This window comes from Pseudoxanthomonas sp. JC1303 (assembly GCF_058448525.1).
Window position 1 is genome coordinate 1,878,186 of record NZ_CP185958.1, and the last position, 14,747, is coordinate 1,892,932.

The 14,747-nt window shown below is 69.5% G+C and carries 12 protein-coding genes and 1 riboswitch; of the genes, 8 read left to right on the forward strand and 4 right to left on the reverse strand.

Annotation, left to right across the window (positions count from 1 at the left end; genetic code table 11):
* Positions 1-11 precede the first annotated feature (11 nt).
* Both ACORQU_RS08230 and ompR read right to left on the reverse strand, forming a co-directional pair.
* The gene (locus tag ACORQU_RS08230; protein WP_491644508.1) at positions 12-1,268 is read right to left on the reverse strand and encodes an ATP-binding protein; all 1,257 of its coding nucleotides are present in this window, start codon (positions 1,266-1,268) and stop codon (positions 12-14) included.
* The gene (gene ompR / locus ACORQU_RS08235; protein WP_491644509.1) at positions 1,265-1,984 is read right to left on the reverse strand and encodes an osmolarity response regulator transcription factor OmpR; all 720 of its coding nucleotides are present in this window, start codon (positions 1,982-1,984) and stop codon (positions 1,265-1,267) included. Before ompR ends, ACORQU_RS08230 begins: the two co-directional genes overlap by 4 nt.
* Before the next feature lie 195 nt (positions 1,985-2,179).
* On the opposite strand from ompR, the gene ACORQU_RS08240 reads away from it, so the two are divergent.
* The 3 genes from ACORQU_RS08240 (at position 2,180) to ACORQU_RS08250 (ending at position 4,057) form a co-directional block, all read left to right on the forward strand.
* Complete coding sequence (locus ACORQU_RS08240; RefSeq protein ID WP_491644511.1) at positions 2,180-2,800, forward strand: hypothetical protein; 621 nt, start codon at positions 2,180-2,182, stop codon at positions 2,798-2,800.
* A gap of 77 nt (positions 2,801-2,877) precedes the next feature.
* The gene (locus ACORQU_RS08245; protein WP_491644512.1) at positions 2,878-3,180 is read left to right on the forward strand and encodes an EF-hand domain-containing protein; all 303 of its coding nucleotides are present in this window, start codon (positions 2,878-2,880) and stop codon (positions 3,178-3,180) included.
* A gap of 46 nt (positions 3,181-3,226) precedes the next feature.
* Positions 3,227-4,057: a sterol desaturase family protein gene (locus tag ACORQU_RS08250; RefSeq protein WP_491644514.1), complete on the forward strand. Its 831-nt coding sequence runs from the start codon at positions 3,227-3,229 to the stop codon at positions 4,055-4,057.
* A 26-nt stretch (positions 4,058-4,083) separates the two neighbouring features.
* Here ACORQU_RS08250 and ACORQU_RS08255 read toward each other — a convergent pair whose 3' ends face one another.
* Positions 4,084-5,001 carry a ZIP family metal transporter gene (locus ACORQU_RS08255; RefSeq protein ID WP_491644516.1) on the reverse strand — a complete coding sequence of 306 codons (918 nt, stop codon included), beginning with the start codon at positions 4,999-5,001 and terminating at the stop codon, positions 4,084-4,086.
* Positions 5,002-5,219: 218 nt separating this feature from the next.
* Positions 5,220-5,443: riboswitch (cobalamin riboswitch) on the forward strand.
* A 266-nt stretch (positions 5,444-5,709) separates the two neighbouring features.
* On the opposite strand from ACORQU_RS08255, the gene ACORQU_RS08260 reads away from it, so the two are divergent.
* From ACORQU_RS08260 to ACORQU_RS08280, 5 genes are all read left to right on the forward strand, one after another.
* The gene (locus tag ACORQU_RS08260; protein WP_491645012.1) at positions 5,710-8,046 is read left to right on the forward strand and encodes a ribonucleoside-diphosphate reductase subunit alpha; all 2,337 of its coding nucleotides are present in this window, start codon (positions 5,710-5,712) and stop codon (positions 8,044-8,046) included.
* Between the two features lie 135 nt (positions 8,047-8,181).
* Positions 8,182-9,201: a ribonucleotide-diphosphate reductase subunit beta gene (locus ACORQU_RS08265; protein ID WP_271647800.1), complete on the forward strand. Its 1,020-nt coding sequence runs from the start codon at positions 8,182-8,184 to the stop codon at positions 9,199-9,201.
* A 231-nt stretch (positions 9,202-9,432) separates the two neighbouring features.
* The gene (locus ACORQU_RS08270) at positions 9,433-12,276 is read left to right on the forward strand and encodes a ligand-binding sensor domain-containing diguanylate cyclase (RefSeq protein WP_491644517.1); all 2,844 of its coding nucleotides are present in this window, start codon (positions 9,433-9,435) and stop codon (positions 12,274-12,276) included.
* Between the two features lie 60 nt (positions 12,277-12,336).
* Positions 12,337-12,744 carry an acyl-CoA thioesterase gene (locus ACORQU_RS08275; protein WP_271647798.1) on the forward strand — a complete coding sequence of 136 codons (408 nt, stop codon included), beginning with the start codon at positions 12,337-12,339 and terminating at the stop codon, positions 12,742-12,744.
* Positions 12,745-12,850: 106 nt separating this feature from the next.
* A complete protein-coding gene (locus ACORQU_RS08280) occupies positions 12,851-13,123 on the forward strand; it encodes a DUF2845 domain-containing protein (RefSeq protein WP_491644519.1) in 273 nt (90 codons plus the stop codon).
* Between the two features lie 35 nt (positions 13,124-13,158).
* On the opposite strand, the gene ACORQU_RS08285 is transcribed toward ACORQU_RS08280, so the two are convergent.
* Complete coding sequence (locus ACORQU_RS08285; RefSeq protein ID WP_491644521.1) at positions 13,159-14,682, reverse strand: cation:proton antiporter; 1,524 nt, start codon at positions 14,680-14,682, stop codon at positions 13,159-13,161.
* Positions 14,683-14,747 lie beyond the last annotated feature (65 nt).

The following is a 14,747-nucleotide window of genomic DNA, read 5'->3' on the forward strand; positions in this document are numbered from 1 at the left end:
AGTCCAGGGGTTCACGCGCCTCGCAGGCGCAGGACCGCACGCAGGCCGTGCGGGGTATTGGGCAGCAGCGCCAGGCTGCCGTCGTGCTGACGGGCGACGCGGTCGACGATGGCCAACCCCAGGCCGCTGCCGCCAGCGGCGGGGTCGTGGACGAAGGGCTGCAGCGCACGCTCGGCCTGTTCGGGCGTCATGCCCATGCCGTGGTCGCACACGGTGACCTGCCAGGCGCCACAGGCCTCGACCAGGCGCAGCGAGAAGGGCGCAGCGCCATGCCGGGCGGCGTTGACCACCAGATTCTCCACCGCGCGTCGCACCGCGATCGGGCGGCCGCGCAGGGGCGCGGTCTCCGGGCACTGGATGTCCCAGTGTCCAGGTGCGGCATCGAGCACGCTGCGGCAGACCTCGGCCAGGTCCAGCGGCTCGGCCGCCTCGTCGCGGCCATCGCGCGCATAGGCAATGAATTGGGAAAGGATCGCGTCGATCTCGCCGATGTCGCGGCTGATGCCAGCGCGCAGCTCCGGGTCGGTGTCCGGCAGCAGCTCGGCGGCGAACTGCACCCGCGTTAGCGGCGTGCGCAGGTCGTGGGAGATGCCGGCCAGCATCACCGCACGCTCCTCGGCAGCCGCGCGGGCCTCGCGGCTGGCCTGGGTCAGCGCCTGGGCCAGTTCGCGCACCTCGCGTGTGCCGCCGACCTCCAGCGTTAGGGGAGTCTCGCCCCGTACCAGCCCCGGCGCGGCGTTGGCCAGGGTGCGCAGGGGCGCGACCAGACGCTGGGCGAAGTAGGCCGCCGCCAGCCACGTCAGCAGCGCGCAGCCCACCAACACGGCGATGGAAAGTCGGCGCCCCACGCGCAGCGGGCCAGCCGAGAACGCCACCCACACCTGCGGCTGAGTATGCAATTGCATCCACATCCGGTCGCCGGTGGGCTCGCGCGCCAGCACCACGCGGTGGTCGGGTCCCAGCAATTCCTGCGAGCGGCTGTGCAGGCCGCGCAGGAACGGCGCCCAGCGCAGCGTGGCGGCGGGCGGCGGACGCTGGCGCACGTCCAGCCCGGCATCGCGCAAGTAGCGCAGCGTGGCTTCGTGCGAGCTGGTGCGGTCCAGTTCCTCGGCGATCCCGGCGAAGCCGCGCATCGCCCGCGCCAGCTGGTCGGCGGCCGGGCGGACGGCCATCTCCCGGCCCAGCGCCACCACCAGCACGCAGGCCCCGGCCAGGACCAGGCCGATCACCAGCGCCAACTGGGCGAACATGCTGCGTGGACCGGTCATGCCACCGCCTCGGGCGGGACGAAGACGTAGCCCACGCCCCACACCGTCTGCACGATGGCCGGGTGGCGCGGATCGTCTTCCAGCAGCTTGCGCAGCCGGGCGATGGTCACATCCATGCTGCGCTCGAAGGCTTCGTGCTCGCGCCCGCGCGCCAGGCTCATCAGCCGGTCGCGCGAGAGCGGCTGGCGCGGGTGCCGGGCCAGGACCGACAGCACCGCGAACTCGCCGGTGGTCAGTTTCACCGGCACGCCGTCGCGGCTGAGCTGGCGGGTGCCCAGGTCCAGGCGCCACGCGCCGAAGGCCACCACGCCCCCGTCGGCCCGTGGCGCGCCCGGCATGGACTGGGTGCGGCGCAGGACCGAACGGATCCGCGCCAGCAGTTCGCGCGGGTTGACCGGCTTGGGCAGGTAGTCGTCCGCGCCGATCTCCAGCCCGACGATGCGGTCGATCTCATCGCCCTTGGCGGTGAGCATCACCACCGGCGTGGCGTCGCCCTGGCCGCGCAGGCGCCGACACAGCTCCAGGCCGTCCTCGCCCGGCAGCATCAGGTCCAGCACGATCAGGTCGAAGTGGCCCCGGTCCAGGGCCTGGCGCATCTGCGCGCCGTCGCCCACGCCCTTGACCGCGAAGCCCTGGCCCTCCAGGTAACGCAGCAGCAGGTCGCGCAGGCGGGGGTCGTCGTCGACCAGCAGCAGCTTGGCGGTGTTCTCGTTCATGTGCCGCACTATCGCGCCCGGTCCCGGGCGCCGTAAATGCGGCCAGCGCCGGGCTTGTAAGCAGATGTTTCAACCGACCGCTCCTGAAACATCTGCTGGCACCTGCGAAACACCCTCCCGGGCCGGCGCACCTACCGTGGCTTCACCGCGACGCATCCCGCTGCCGCGCGATTTCCACGACAAGGAGTTTTCGCCATGCACGCTTCCAAGTCCGTCCTGCTGTTGTCCGCCCTGACCGTCACCACGCTGTTTGCCGGCACCGTCGCCGAGGCCGGTGCGCGCGAGCGCACCCGCACCCATTCGATGAGCAACCACAACGGGGCACGTACCGCCCAGACCCAGGCCTCGGGCAGTGGCGTCAATGGCAGCTACGCCCGCCGCCGCGATTTCACGAGCGATGGCAACGGCAACGCCGCCGCCAGCCGTTCGGCCAGCGCCAGCACCGTCTATGGCGGCACGGCCAGTGCCCAGGCCAATGGCTATCGCAACGCCGACGGCAGCGCCGGTCGGACCAGCAGCGCCTCGGTGCAGAACGCCTACGGCTCGGCAGGCCGCAGCTCCAGCACCAGCCGCGACGGTGCCGGCAATGCCAGCCACGCCAGCAGCGCGTCGGTCCAGGGCGCCAACGGCGCCAGCGCCAGCTCGACCGGCGGCTTCACCAAGAACGCCGACGGCACCTATTCCGGTGGCCGCGACACCAACGCCACCGGCGCCAACGGCAACAGCTATGCCGGCTCGACCAGCTACAGCAACGGCCAGCTGACCCATACCGGCACCTGCACCAATGCCGCGGGTGAAGTGATCGCCTGCCACTGAATTCCCGCCGTGGTTCCCGATCAACTCACCGCGCGGTCCGGTCCGATGACCGCGGCCTTGCCGCAAGGAGTCTTTCAATGAAACCCAATGCCCTCGTTGTCCGCACCCCGCTCGCCGCGGCGCTGGTGGCCGTGGCGGTCCTGGCCCAGGCCCAGACCCAGGCCCAGACCCAGACCGTGCCCAGCGCCGAGCAGGTCGTCCAGCGCCTGGCCGAGGCCGACGCCAACCACGATGGTTACCTGGACCGCAGTGAAGTGGCCAACCTGCCACGGCTTAAGCGTGGCTTCGACCGGATCGACACCGACGGAGACGGTCGCCTGTCGAAAGCCGAGCTGCAGGCGGTCGGCCAGAAGTTCAAGCAGCGCCAGGCCGGTCAATGAACCCTGACACGGCGCAAGGACGGGCCTGCCTTCCGAGGGACGCGTCATGCTGAGTCTGGCTTCCCCGCGCTGGTTGCTGGTCATCCCGTTGATCCTGCCGCTCCTGGCCGCGATCGAGGCCTGGTTGCGCATCCGCCGCGGCCACGCGTACGACTGGAAGTCGTACTGGGCCTCGCTGGCCGATGCGTTAGTGCGCGGACTGATCGGCCGTGTGCTGCAGGGCGGGCTGGTCGGGGTGGTGCTGTTGGCCGTGGCCAAGTGGCGCGTGGCGAGCCTGGCCATGGACGCATGGTGGCAATGGCTGGCGCTCTTCGTGGGCGTGGAGTTCTGCTACTACTGGATGCACCGCGCCGACCATCGCATCCGTTGGTTCTGGCTCAACCACGCCGTGCACCACTCGCCCAACGAGTACACGCTGGCGTCGGCCTATCGGCTGGGCTGGACCGGGCAGATCACCGCCGCGGCGGTGTGCTTCGCCCCGCTGGTGTGGCTGGGCTTTCCGGTGCCGGTGGTGGTGGGCGCATTGGCGCTCAACCTGACCTACCAGTTCTGGCTGCACACCGAACTGATCGGCCCGCTGCCGCGCTGGTTTGAATACGTGTTCAACACCCCCGCGCACCACCGCGTGCACCACGCCAGCAACCCGGAGTACCTGGACTGCAATTACGGTGGGGTGCTGATCGTGTTCGACCGGATGTTCGGCAGCTTCCGCCGCGCGCTGCCCGAGGTGCCGCTGCGCTACGGGCTGGTCGAGCCGGTACGCAGCCACAACCCGGTGCGGATCGCCTTCCACGCCTGGGTCGGGATGTTCGCCGACCTGCGCCGCGCGCGTTCGGTGCGGGAGGTATGGCTGACGGTCTTCGGGCCGCCGGGCTAGGGCATGCCCTGAAACCGGGGCGTTGATCAGCCCAGCCCGGTATCCATCACCATCATCAGGCAGAAGCCCAGGGTCAGGCCCACGGTGGCCCAGGTCTCGTGGCCATTGCGATGCGACTCGGGGATGACCTCGTGGCTGACCGCGAACAGCATCGCCCCGGCGGCGAAGGCCAGCCCCCACGGCAGCAGCGTGGAGAACGCGCCGACCGCCAGGGCGGCCAGCACCGCGCCGACGGGCTCGACCAGGCCCGAGAGCATGCCGATCAGCACCGCCCGCCCGCGATGCACCCCGGCGGTGGCCAGCGACAGGGCGATCACCAGGCCCTCGGGAATGTCCTGCAGGGCGATGGCCAGGCTGAAGGTGTCCGCACCCTGCATGCCCGAGCCGGAGGCCACGCCCACGGCCATGCCCTCGGGGATGTTGTGCAGGGTGATGGCGAAGACGAACAGCATCACCTGCGGCGGCAGCCACTGGGCCAGCTGGCCGCTGACCTGGCGGGTGGTGTGGCCCTGCTGGTCCAGGTGCGCGTGCGGCACGGCGCGGTCCATCAGCAGCATCATGCCCACGCCCAGCACGATGCCGGCACTGATCACCGCCCCGGCGCCGATCCCGGCAAAGCCCTGGTCGCGTGCGGCGTCCAGCCCCGGCACGATCAGCGAGAACGCCGTGGCCGCCAGCATCACCCCGGCGCCGAAGCCCATCAGGCCGTCGGCCAGGCGCTGCGGCAGGCGGCGGATGCCCAACACGGGCAGGGCACCCAGGGCCGTGGCGGCGGCGCACATCAGGCCATCGCGCAGGGCCTGGCGCAGGCCAGCGTCCTCGTCCCAGCGCGCCAGCACGGCCTGCACCGCCCATCCGGCCAGCAGCACCGCGACCAGCGCGAGCAGGAAGGGCGTGGCGCGACGCAGGGTCGAGGGGCCGCGCGGGAAGGCGTTGTCATGCATGGAAACAGGCGCTCTTGAAGGGGGCGGGGGCGCAGGGGTGCGCCGGGTGCCGTCGCCCGGGGGTGAGGTGCCTGGCGACCATCAGGCAACGCGCGCCAAGGCCGCGTCAACCACAGTCGTCTCCCGTAAAGACGCGCAAACCCGCGTCGGCATTGGTATTGGCCGCGTTCTCCCACAGGTTATCCACAATATTTGGCGTTGACGGGGTGGACCTACCCCACTATCTTGGGGTCGTCGGTTCCGGGGAACGCTACTCCCCGGATGAAAAGGGAAGCCGGTGCGGCCATGACGGCCCACTCCGGCACTGCCCCGCAGCGGTATTTGGGAACGACCCCGCCACCCAGCACTGAGGCTTTTCGGCCTTGGGAAGCGGCGGATTAGGAGAAGGCCAGACGCCTTCGCGCCCATGAGTCCGAAGACCTGCCGACGAACCGCGCGCAAGCACATCGCGCGGTGCCGGCCGCGGAGTCTCCGAGGGGGAGATGGCTGGTGAAGCAGGGCCCGGCCACGCATGCTCGCGCGGTCGCGGGTTTTGCGACGCCGCCTTCCCATGCTCGAACCCCAACGCCGCTCCAAGCCTGTCGAGGGACGGGGGCGGGACGTGCACCACGCATGGAGACCACAACCGTGACCCAGACCGATGCCGCCGTGGCCGCGCGCCCGGCCGATGCCGCCTTTTCGCTGACTTCGCCGCCCACTGCCACGGTCATGCGCGTGACCAAGCGCAATGGCTCGGACGAGGCGGTGGACCTGAACAAGATCGTGCGCGCCATCCAGCGCTGCGCCGAAGGCCTGCACGCGGTGGACCCGATGCGCGTGGCCACCCGCACCATCTCCGGCCTGTACGACGGGGCCACCACCCAGGAACTGGACGAGCTGTCCATCCGCACCGCCGCGCTGCTGATCGGCGAGGAGCCCGAGTATGGCCGCCTGGCCGCGCGCCTGCTGGCCAACTTCATCGGCAAGGAAGTCTCCGGGCAGGAAATCCATGCGTTTTCCCAGTCGATCGGCCGCGGCCACGAGGTCGGCCTGATCAACGACCGCCTGCTCGGCTTCGTGCAGACCAATGCGCGCAAGCTCAACGATGCGATCGATGCCAACCTGGACCGCGAGTTCGAATACTTCGGCCTGCGTACGCTGTACGACCGCTACCTGTTGCGCCATCCGCATACCCGCAAGGTGATCGAGACCCCGCAGCAGTTCTTCCTGCGCATCGCCAGCGCGCTGAGCGAGGACGTGCCCGAGGCGCTGGCCCTGTACCAGCGCATGGGCCACCTGGATTACCTGCCGTCCAGCCCGACGCTGTTCAACTCCGGCACCACCCACGAACAGCTGTCCAGCTGCTTCCTGCTGGATTCGCCCCGCGATTCGCTGGAATCGATCTACGCGCGCTACGGCGACATCGCCCAGCTGTCCAAGTTCTCCGGTGGCATCGGGGTGAGCTATAGCCGGGTGCGCGCGCGCGGCTCGCTGATCAAGTCCACCAACGGCCATTCCAACGGCATCGTGCCGTGGCTCAAGACGCTGGATTCCTCGGTGGCGGCGGTCAACCAGGGCGGCAAGCGCAAGGGCGCGGCCTGCGTGTACCTGGAGACCTGGCACGCGGACATCGAGGACTTCCTGGAACTGCGCGACAACGCCGGTGACGACGCCCGCCGTACCCACAACCTCAACTTGGCCAACTGGGTGCCGGACCTGTTCATGGCCCGGGTGGAAGCCGACCAGCCGTGGTCCTTGTTCGATCCCAAGGTCACCCCGGAGCTGACCGACCTGTACGGCCAGGCCTTCGAGCAGGCCTACCTGCAGGCCGAGACCCAGGGCAAGGCGGTCAAGCAGGTGCCGGCGCGCAAGCTGTATGCGCGGATGATGCGCACCCTGGCCGAGACCGGCAACGGCTGGATGACCTTCAAGGACAAGTGCAACGCCGCGTCCAACCAGACCCTGCGCGCGGGCAACGTGATCCACCTGTCCAACCTGTGCACCGAGATCCTGGAAATCACCTCGGCCGAGGAGACCGCGGTGTGCAACCTGGGCTCGATCAACCTGGCCCGCCACTTCGACGAATACGGCGACTTCGACTACGACAAGCTGGCCGAGACCGTGCGCCTGGCCGTGCGCCAGCTGGACCGGGTGATCGACCTGAACTTCTATCCGATCGAGACCGCGCGCCGCGGCAACCTGCGCTGGCGCCCGGTCGGCCTGGGCTGCATGGGCCTGCAGGACGTGTTCTTCAAAAAGCGCCTGGCCTTCGACAGCGCCGAGGCCCGCGCGATCAGCAAGAAGATCGCCGAGACCATCTACTTCCACGCGCTGGAGACCTCGTGCGAGCTGGCCATCGAGCGCGGCAAGCATCCGTCCTTCGCCGATACCCGCGCCGCGCAGGGTGAGCTGCAGTTCGACGCCTGGGGCGTGGTGCCCGAGGACGCCGCGCGCTGGGACGCGCTGCGCGCGCGCATCCAGCAGCACGGCCTGCGCAACTCGCTGCTGATCGCCATCGCCCCGACCGCGACCATCGCCTCCATCGCCGGCTGCTACGAGTGCGTGGAGCCGCAGGTGTCCAACCTGTTCAAGCGCGAGACGCTGTCTGGCGACTTCCTGCAGGTCAACCGCTACCTGGTGGACGAGCTGAAGAAGCTGGGCCTGTGGACCCCGGAGATGCGCGATGCGATCAAGCTGGCCGAAGGTTCGATCCAGGGCGTGGCGCAGATCCCCGAGGCCCTGCGCCTGGTCTACCGCACGGCGTGGGAGCTGCCGATGCGTTCGCTGATCGACATGGCCGCCGAGCGCGGCGCCTTCATCGACCAGTCCGCCTCGCTCAACCTGTTCATGGAAAGCCCCAACATCGGCGCGCTCTCGTCCATGTACATGTACGCGTGGAAGCGCGGCATCAAGACCACCTACTACCTGCGCTCGCGTCCGGCCACGCGCATCGCCAAGGCCACCCTCAGCCAGGGCGCCAGCGAAGCCCCCAAGCCGGCCTACACGCCGACCGAGGCGGTGAGCTGCTCGCTGGAGAACCCGGAGGCCTGCGAGGCCTGCCAGTAAGTCCTTCGACCTGGACGCAAGGAATACGGATATTCCCGGCACAAGGAGGTGCCACCGGTCCGCGTGCGGCGCGGACCTTCCTTTCCATCGCGGCCCTGCCCACAAGGCGGGGCCGCCACCGATCACGAGATTGCCATGTCCGCCCAACCCCGCCAGATGCTGCTCGATCCCGGTTTTGAACTGACCCTGCGCCCGATGCGCTATCCGCAGTTCTACGACATGTACCGCGACGCCATCAGGAACAGCTGGACGGTGGACGAGATCAACTTCCAGATCGACATCACCGACCTGCACGACAAGATGACCCCGGCCGATCGTCACCTGATCCACCGCCTGGTCGCCTTCTTCGCCACCGGCGATTCGATCGTGTCCAACAACCTGGTGCTCAACCTGTACCAGCACCTCAACGCGCCCGAAGCGCGCATGTACCTGTCGCGCCAGCTCTACGAAGAAGCGCTGCACGTGCAGTTCTACCTGACCTTGCTGGACAACTACCTGCCGGACCCGGGCGAGCGTGCCAAGGCTTTCGCCGCGGTCGACAACATCCCCTCGATCAAGAAGAAGGCCGACTTCTGCTTCAAGTGGATGGACACCATCCAGGACCTGCGCAAGCTGGAGACGCGCGCACACCGCCGTCAGTTCCTGCTCAACCAGATCTGCTTCGCCGCCTGCATCGAAGGCCTGTTCTTCTTCGCCGCCTTCGCCTACGTGTACTACTTCCGTTCGCGCGGGCTGCTGCCGGGCTTGGCTAGCGGCACCAACTGGGTGTTCCGCGACGAGAGCTGCCACATGAACTTCGCCTTCGAGGGCGTGCGCGTGGTGCGCGAGGAAGAGCCGGACCTGTTCGACGATGAAATGAAGCAGCAGGTCTACGCCATGCTCGAAGAGGCGATCGAGTGCGAGCTGCAGTTCGCCGAGGACGTGCTGTCTGGTGGCGTGGCGGGCATCTCCACCCGCGACATGCGCCAGTACCTGCAGCACTGCGCCGACAACCACTTCGCCAAGCTGGGTATGGCGCGCAAGTACAACGTGCGCAATCCGCTGCCTTTCATGGAGCTGCAGGATGTGCAGGAGCTGACCAACTTCTTCGAGCGCCGGGTGTCGTCCTACCAGGTCGGCGTGCAGGGCGAGGTGGGCTTCGACCACGCGTTCTGACCAGGCGCGGCTGGCGTAGCTGAACAGGGGAAAGGCTGCCAAATCATCGGCTTGCGCGAACTGGCGCGCTCAAGTCCGCTCGTGGTGGGCCGTTAGAGGAAGGACATCCGTCCTTCCGGACCTTGCATGCCCGTCATGCGTTGCCCTCGCGCCCCGGCGCGTGCCACCGCCATTGATCGCCTCCGGCGCGCGGCCGCGGGAGCGCTGTGCCTGCTGGCGAGCGGATCGGCGTTGGCGCAAGTCGCCTCGCTGCGCACCTATGGCACCGCCGAAGGCCTTCGCAGCCTGGGCGCCGACTGCCTGGTGGACGATGCCCGCGGCAATGTCTGGGCCTGCACCTACGGCGGCCTGTACCGCTACGAGGGTGAGCGCTTCGAACGGGTGGGGGCGGACGCCGGGCTGGACGACGCCTATGTGATGAACGCCGCGCCCACGGCCCTTGGCAACGGGCTGTGGGTGACCACGGCCGGCAACCTGTATTTCTGGGATGGCCAGGCGGCCGCGCGGATCACCGATCCGCAGGGCGCGCCCATGCCCTTCGCCCCCGGTCACATGGTGGCCGCCTTCGACGACGGCGCGGTGGCGCTGAGCAAGGGACGAGCCTGGCGCATCGGCGCCGCGCCGGGAGGTGGCTGGCGGGCCACGGCGCTGTTCACGCCGCAGATCGCGCAGCGCTGGCCCGAGCTGGAAGACCTGGGCGCGGTCTACCAGGACCAGGACACGCTGTGGCTGGGATGCGGGCAGACGATCTGCCGACGCGGCCCCGATGGCACCGTGCGCCTCTACACCGCCGAGGATGGCGTGCCCCAGGATGCATGGACCACGTTCCTGCGCGATCGGCACGGTGTGTTGTGGGCGCGCAGCCCACTGCACGTGCTGTCGCTGGCGCCCGGGGCGGTCCGCTTCGTCGACCATCCCGCCCCCGCACCGGCCGTAATGGCCACCACCACCCGCCATCTGGACCTGGCCGAAGACAGCCTGGGCCGCGTCCTGACTCGCAGCGACGCCGGCATCCTGCGTTGGAATGGTGCCGGTTGGGACACGCTGGACACGCGTAACGGCCTGCCCGACATGCCGCCCAATGCCATGCTCGCCAGCGCCGATGGTGCGCTGTGGGTGTCCTACGGCGGCCTTGGGATCCTGCGCTGGCGCGGTTACGGCGCCAGCGAGAACTGGAGCCCCGCCAATGGCCTGAAGGGCCTGCCGAACTGGGCGCTGGTCCGTGACCGGCAGGGCGGCATGCTGTTTGGCAACGAGCGCGGCATCTATCGCCTGGCGCCGGGCGCTGCGACCATCGAGCCGGTCGCCACCGCGCTGCAGACGCCGATCCGCGACGTGTTCGGCCTGACCCTGGGGCCCGATGGCGCGGTGTGGGTCGCGCTGTACCGAGGCGACCTGCTGCGCCTGGCGCACGGGCGAGTGACGATCGTGACGACGTTGCCGCAACGCTTGCGCAGGATGTTGTTCGACCGGCAGGGGCGGCTGTGGCTGTGCACCACCGAAGGGGTCTACGTCATCGACGATCCGGCCCATCCGCAGCCGCGCCGTTTTACCGACCTGCCGCAGGTCAGCTTCGGCGACGTGGCCGAGGATGCGCGCGGGCGCCTGTGGTTTGCCGGCAAGAGCGGGCTGATGCGGCTGGATGGGCAGACCGTCATCCCGATCCGGATCAGCGGAAAGATGCCCAACCTGCTGTTCGACAAACTCTCCATCGGCCGCGACGGGGTGCTGTGGGCGGCGGTGGACGATGCCGGCCTGTTCCGCGGCCCAATGCGCGACGACGACACCCTGCAGCTCACCGCGGTGGACGACCCGCTGCTGCGCGATTCGCTGCCGTACTTCATTCGCCACGACCGTCAGGGTCGGCTGTGGGTCGGGGGCAGTTCCGGGGTGAACGTGCTGGAGGACGGCCACTGGACCGGCCTGAGCGAGACCGATGGCCTGATCAGCGAGGACATCTCCGAAGGCGCGTTCTTCGAGGACGCCGATGGTTCGGTCTGGGTCGGCAGTTCGCGCGGCGTGAGCCATCTCCTGCAACCGGACAGGCTACTTGCGCAGCGCCCGGTGACCCTGCGCATCGCGCGGGTCGAGCGGGGCGGTGCTCGCGTGACGCCGGGCGCCACCCTGCCTTGGGGCCAGCTGCCGGTGCGCGTGACCCTGTCCACGCCCGGCAGCATGGCAGGGCCGGACCTGCTGCGTTTCCGCTATCGCCTGCGCGGGCGCCAGGATGCGTGGATCGAGACCAGCTCGCGCACCCTGGACTTTCCCGCCCTGGGGGATGGCGAGCAGGTGATCGAGGTGCAGGCGATCGACCTGGCCCGCCGCACGCAGTCCCCGGTGGCGAGTTTTGCCTTCAAGCTGCGCCCGCCATGGTGGCGCAGCGCGCCGGCGCTGCTCGTGTGGCTGGCGCTGTTTGCCGGGGTGATCGCGGCGGTCTGGCACTGGCGCATGCGCGCGATCATGGCGCGCAAGCGCGCCCTGGAGCGCCTGGTGGCCGCGCGTACCGCCGAGTTGGAGGCCGACAAGCGCGCGCTGGAACTGGCTCGCGCCGCCCTGCACGAGCAGGCCACCCACGATGGCCTGACCGGACTGCGCAACCGCACCTCCATTCTCGAACAGCTGGCGCTGGAGGCTGCGCGTGCGCACAGCGCGGGCCTGCCGCTGGCGATCGCGCTGCTGGACCTGGACCACTTCAAGCTGGTCAACGACACCCATGGCCATCTGGTCGGCGACGCGGTGCTCTCCGGCGTGGCCGATCGCCTGGCGCGCAACATGCGCGGGTCGGACACGATCGGGCGCTATGGCGGCGAAGAACTGCTCGCGGTCATGCCCGGCCTGGTGGCCCCTGCGTCGCAGCGCCTGCAGGCCTTGCACGACGCAGTCGGCGCGCGTCCGCTGGCCATCGATGGGCGGAGCCTGACGGTGACCTGCTCGGTCGGCGTGGCCTGGCTGGAGCCGGGCGAGTCGCCGACCGACCTGTTGCGGCGCGCCGACGACGCGCTTTACCGGGCCAAGCGCCAAGGTCGAAACCGCGTGCTGGTGGCTCCGGCGGGCACGGCCGCCGCGCCGGCCTAGGCCTGCGCCAGCTGAGCCTGGGTGACAATGGGGCGTCCCACCCCACCAGGAGCCCCACCGATGTCCGAAGTCCCCGCTGGCGAGCCGCGCCCGACCGAAGCCCGCCTGCTGCACATGGTCTTTCCCGACCACACCAATCATCTGGGGACCCTGTTCGGTGGCCAGGCGCTGGCCTGGATGGACATGGCCGCCTTCATCGTGGCCTCGCGCTATGCGCGCACCACGGTGGTCACCGCGCGCTCTGAGCAGGTGGACTTCAACCAGCCCATCCGCAAGGGCGACCTGGTGGAGGTCATCGCAACCATCGTCAAGGTCGGCCGCAGCTCGATGAACGTGGACGTGGAAGTGATCACCGAGGACCTGCTGAGCGGCGAGCGCAAGCTGTGCACGCGCGGCCGTTTCGTGATGATCGCCCTGGACCCGCTGGGCCGGCCGACCGCCGCGCCCGCGCTGCCGGCCAAGGCCTGATCCGGCCAGGTGGAATCGCGCCGGACCTCGCCCGTTGCCGGCGTGGTTCTGCGGCGAGATCTGGCGCATGATGGTCCGGTCACGACACATCGCAGGGAGATGCGCAATGAACAGGAGGCTGCTGGGTTTGGCGCTGTGCCTGTTGGCCGGCGCGGCGATGGCGCAGGGCAGCGTGCGTTTCGGCAACAAGCTGGTCACCACCGGCGACGGTGCGGGCCGGGTGATGCAGGTGGCTGGCAAGCCGGATCGCGTGGTCCAGCTGGAGAACGACTACAGCGCCAACGTCGGCGAGCGCTGGGAGTACTACCAGCTGCGCAAGACCATCCAGATCATCTTCCACGATGGCAAGGTGAGCGAAATCGAGGAAGTCTATAACTGAGGGTCCAGGCGCCGCGATCGCGCGGCGTTCGGCCTTCAGACCTCCTCGATCCGGCGCGCGCCGGGCTCGGACAGGCTCAGCTCGCGCAGGTCCAATTCCTGTTGCAGCGACTGGAAGGCGTCTTCCGGCAGGTCGCCTCGCGCATGCAGGTCGTTCAGTGCACGGCGCTCGGCCTGGACCAGGGTCCGCTTGGCGGTGATTTCGGCCGGGTCGGGACGGGTGCGGTACCACTCGCGCACCCGCCGCAGGGCTTCTGGATGTTTGTGGTCGGCGACCATGCGTTCGAGTTCCTCTCGCCCGGCCTGTTCCATGTGCGTGCGCGCCTGATCGATGGCGCGATCGGTGGTGGAGTCGCCCGGGATCCGCAGCCAGCGGATCAGCGCGCCCAGCGTGGCCCCCTGCAGGATCACCGTGCCCAAGACCACGGCCAGGGCGCACAGCACGATCAGGTCGCGGCCAGGGAACGCATGCGGCAGCGACAACGCGGTGGCCAGGGTCAGCACGCCGCGCATGCCTGACCAGGCGACCACCAGCCGCACCCGGGTCTTGCCGTGTCCTTCGTCGGTATGGCCGCGGATCAAACGTCGCAGCAGGGCCGGATAGACCAGCACCCACACCAGTCGCACGGCGACCACCGCGCCGAGCACCGCCCCGGCCGTGCCCAGCGCCTTCCACAGCTGCGGGCGTGGCAGGTCGGCGACGATGCCGCGGGCCTGCAGGCCGATCAGCAGGAAGGCGATGACGTTGAGCACGAACACCGCCGAATCCCAGATGGGATAGGAGTGCATGCGGTCGCGCACGCGCTGGCGCTGCGGCGCCGAGCGCGCCAGCAGCATCGCGTAGGCCACCACCGCCAGCACCGGCGAGACGTGCAGCCGATCGGCGGCCATCCACACCAGGAACGTGCCGGTGAACTCGAAGATCGTCGCGCTCTGGCTGCCCGACCACAGCCGGCCCGCCCGCGCATACACCCAGCCCACCGCCAGGCCCAGCAACACGCCGCCAGGGACTTCCAGCAGCAGGGTGGCGCCGAACAGCACCGGATGCTCAGTGCCCTGCATCACCGCCACCGCGCCACCGAACAGCACCAGCGCGATGGCGTCGTTGAACAGGCTTTCCCCCTGCAGGATCACCATCGTGCGGCGCGGCAGGTTCATCCGGCCCAGCACCGCCTGCGCGGCGGCGGCATCCGGTGGCGCCACCACCGCACCCAGCGCGATCGCCGCGGCCAACGGCAGCTGGGCCAGATGCACGGCGACCGCAGCGACTGCCAAGGTGGTCAGCAGCACGGCGAACACCGCCAGTGCCGTCAGCGGCAACCAGTTGTGCCGCAGCTCGTGGGGCGAGGTGTCATAGGCGGCCGATAGCAGCGCAGGCGCGATGAACAGCACCAGGGCCAGGCGCGGGTCGATGCCCACTTGCGGCACCCATGGCAGCGCCGCGGCCGCGGTGCCGGCGACCGCGACCAGGGTCGGATAGGGCAGGCCAAGTCGCCGCGCCAGCTGCGAAAGCAGCGCGGCGCCAAACAGCAACACGACCAGGGTTTCGAAAAGGGCCAAAGGGGGCTCCGGGAGCGGCCGGGCGGCGGCCTACCCTACCGGGCCTCCGTTCAGGGGGGCGTGAG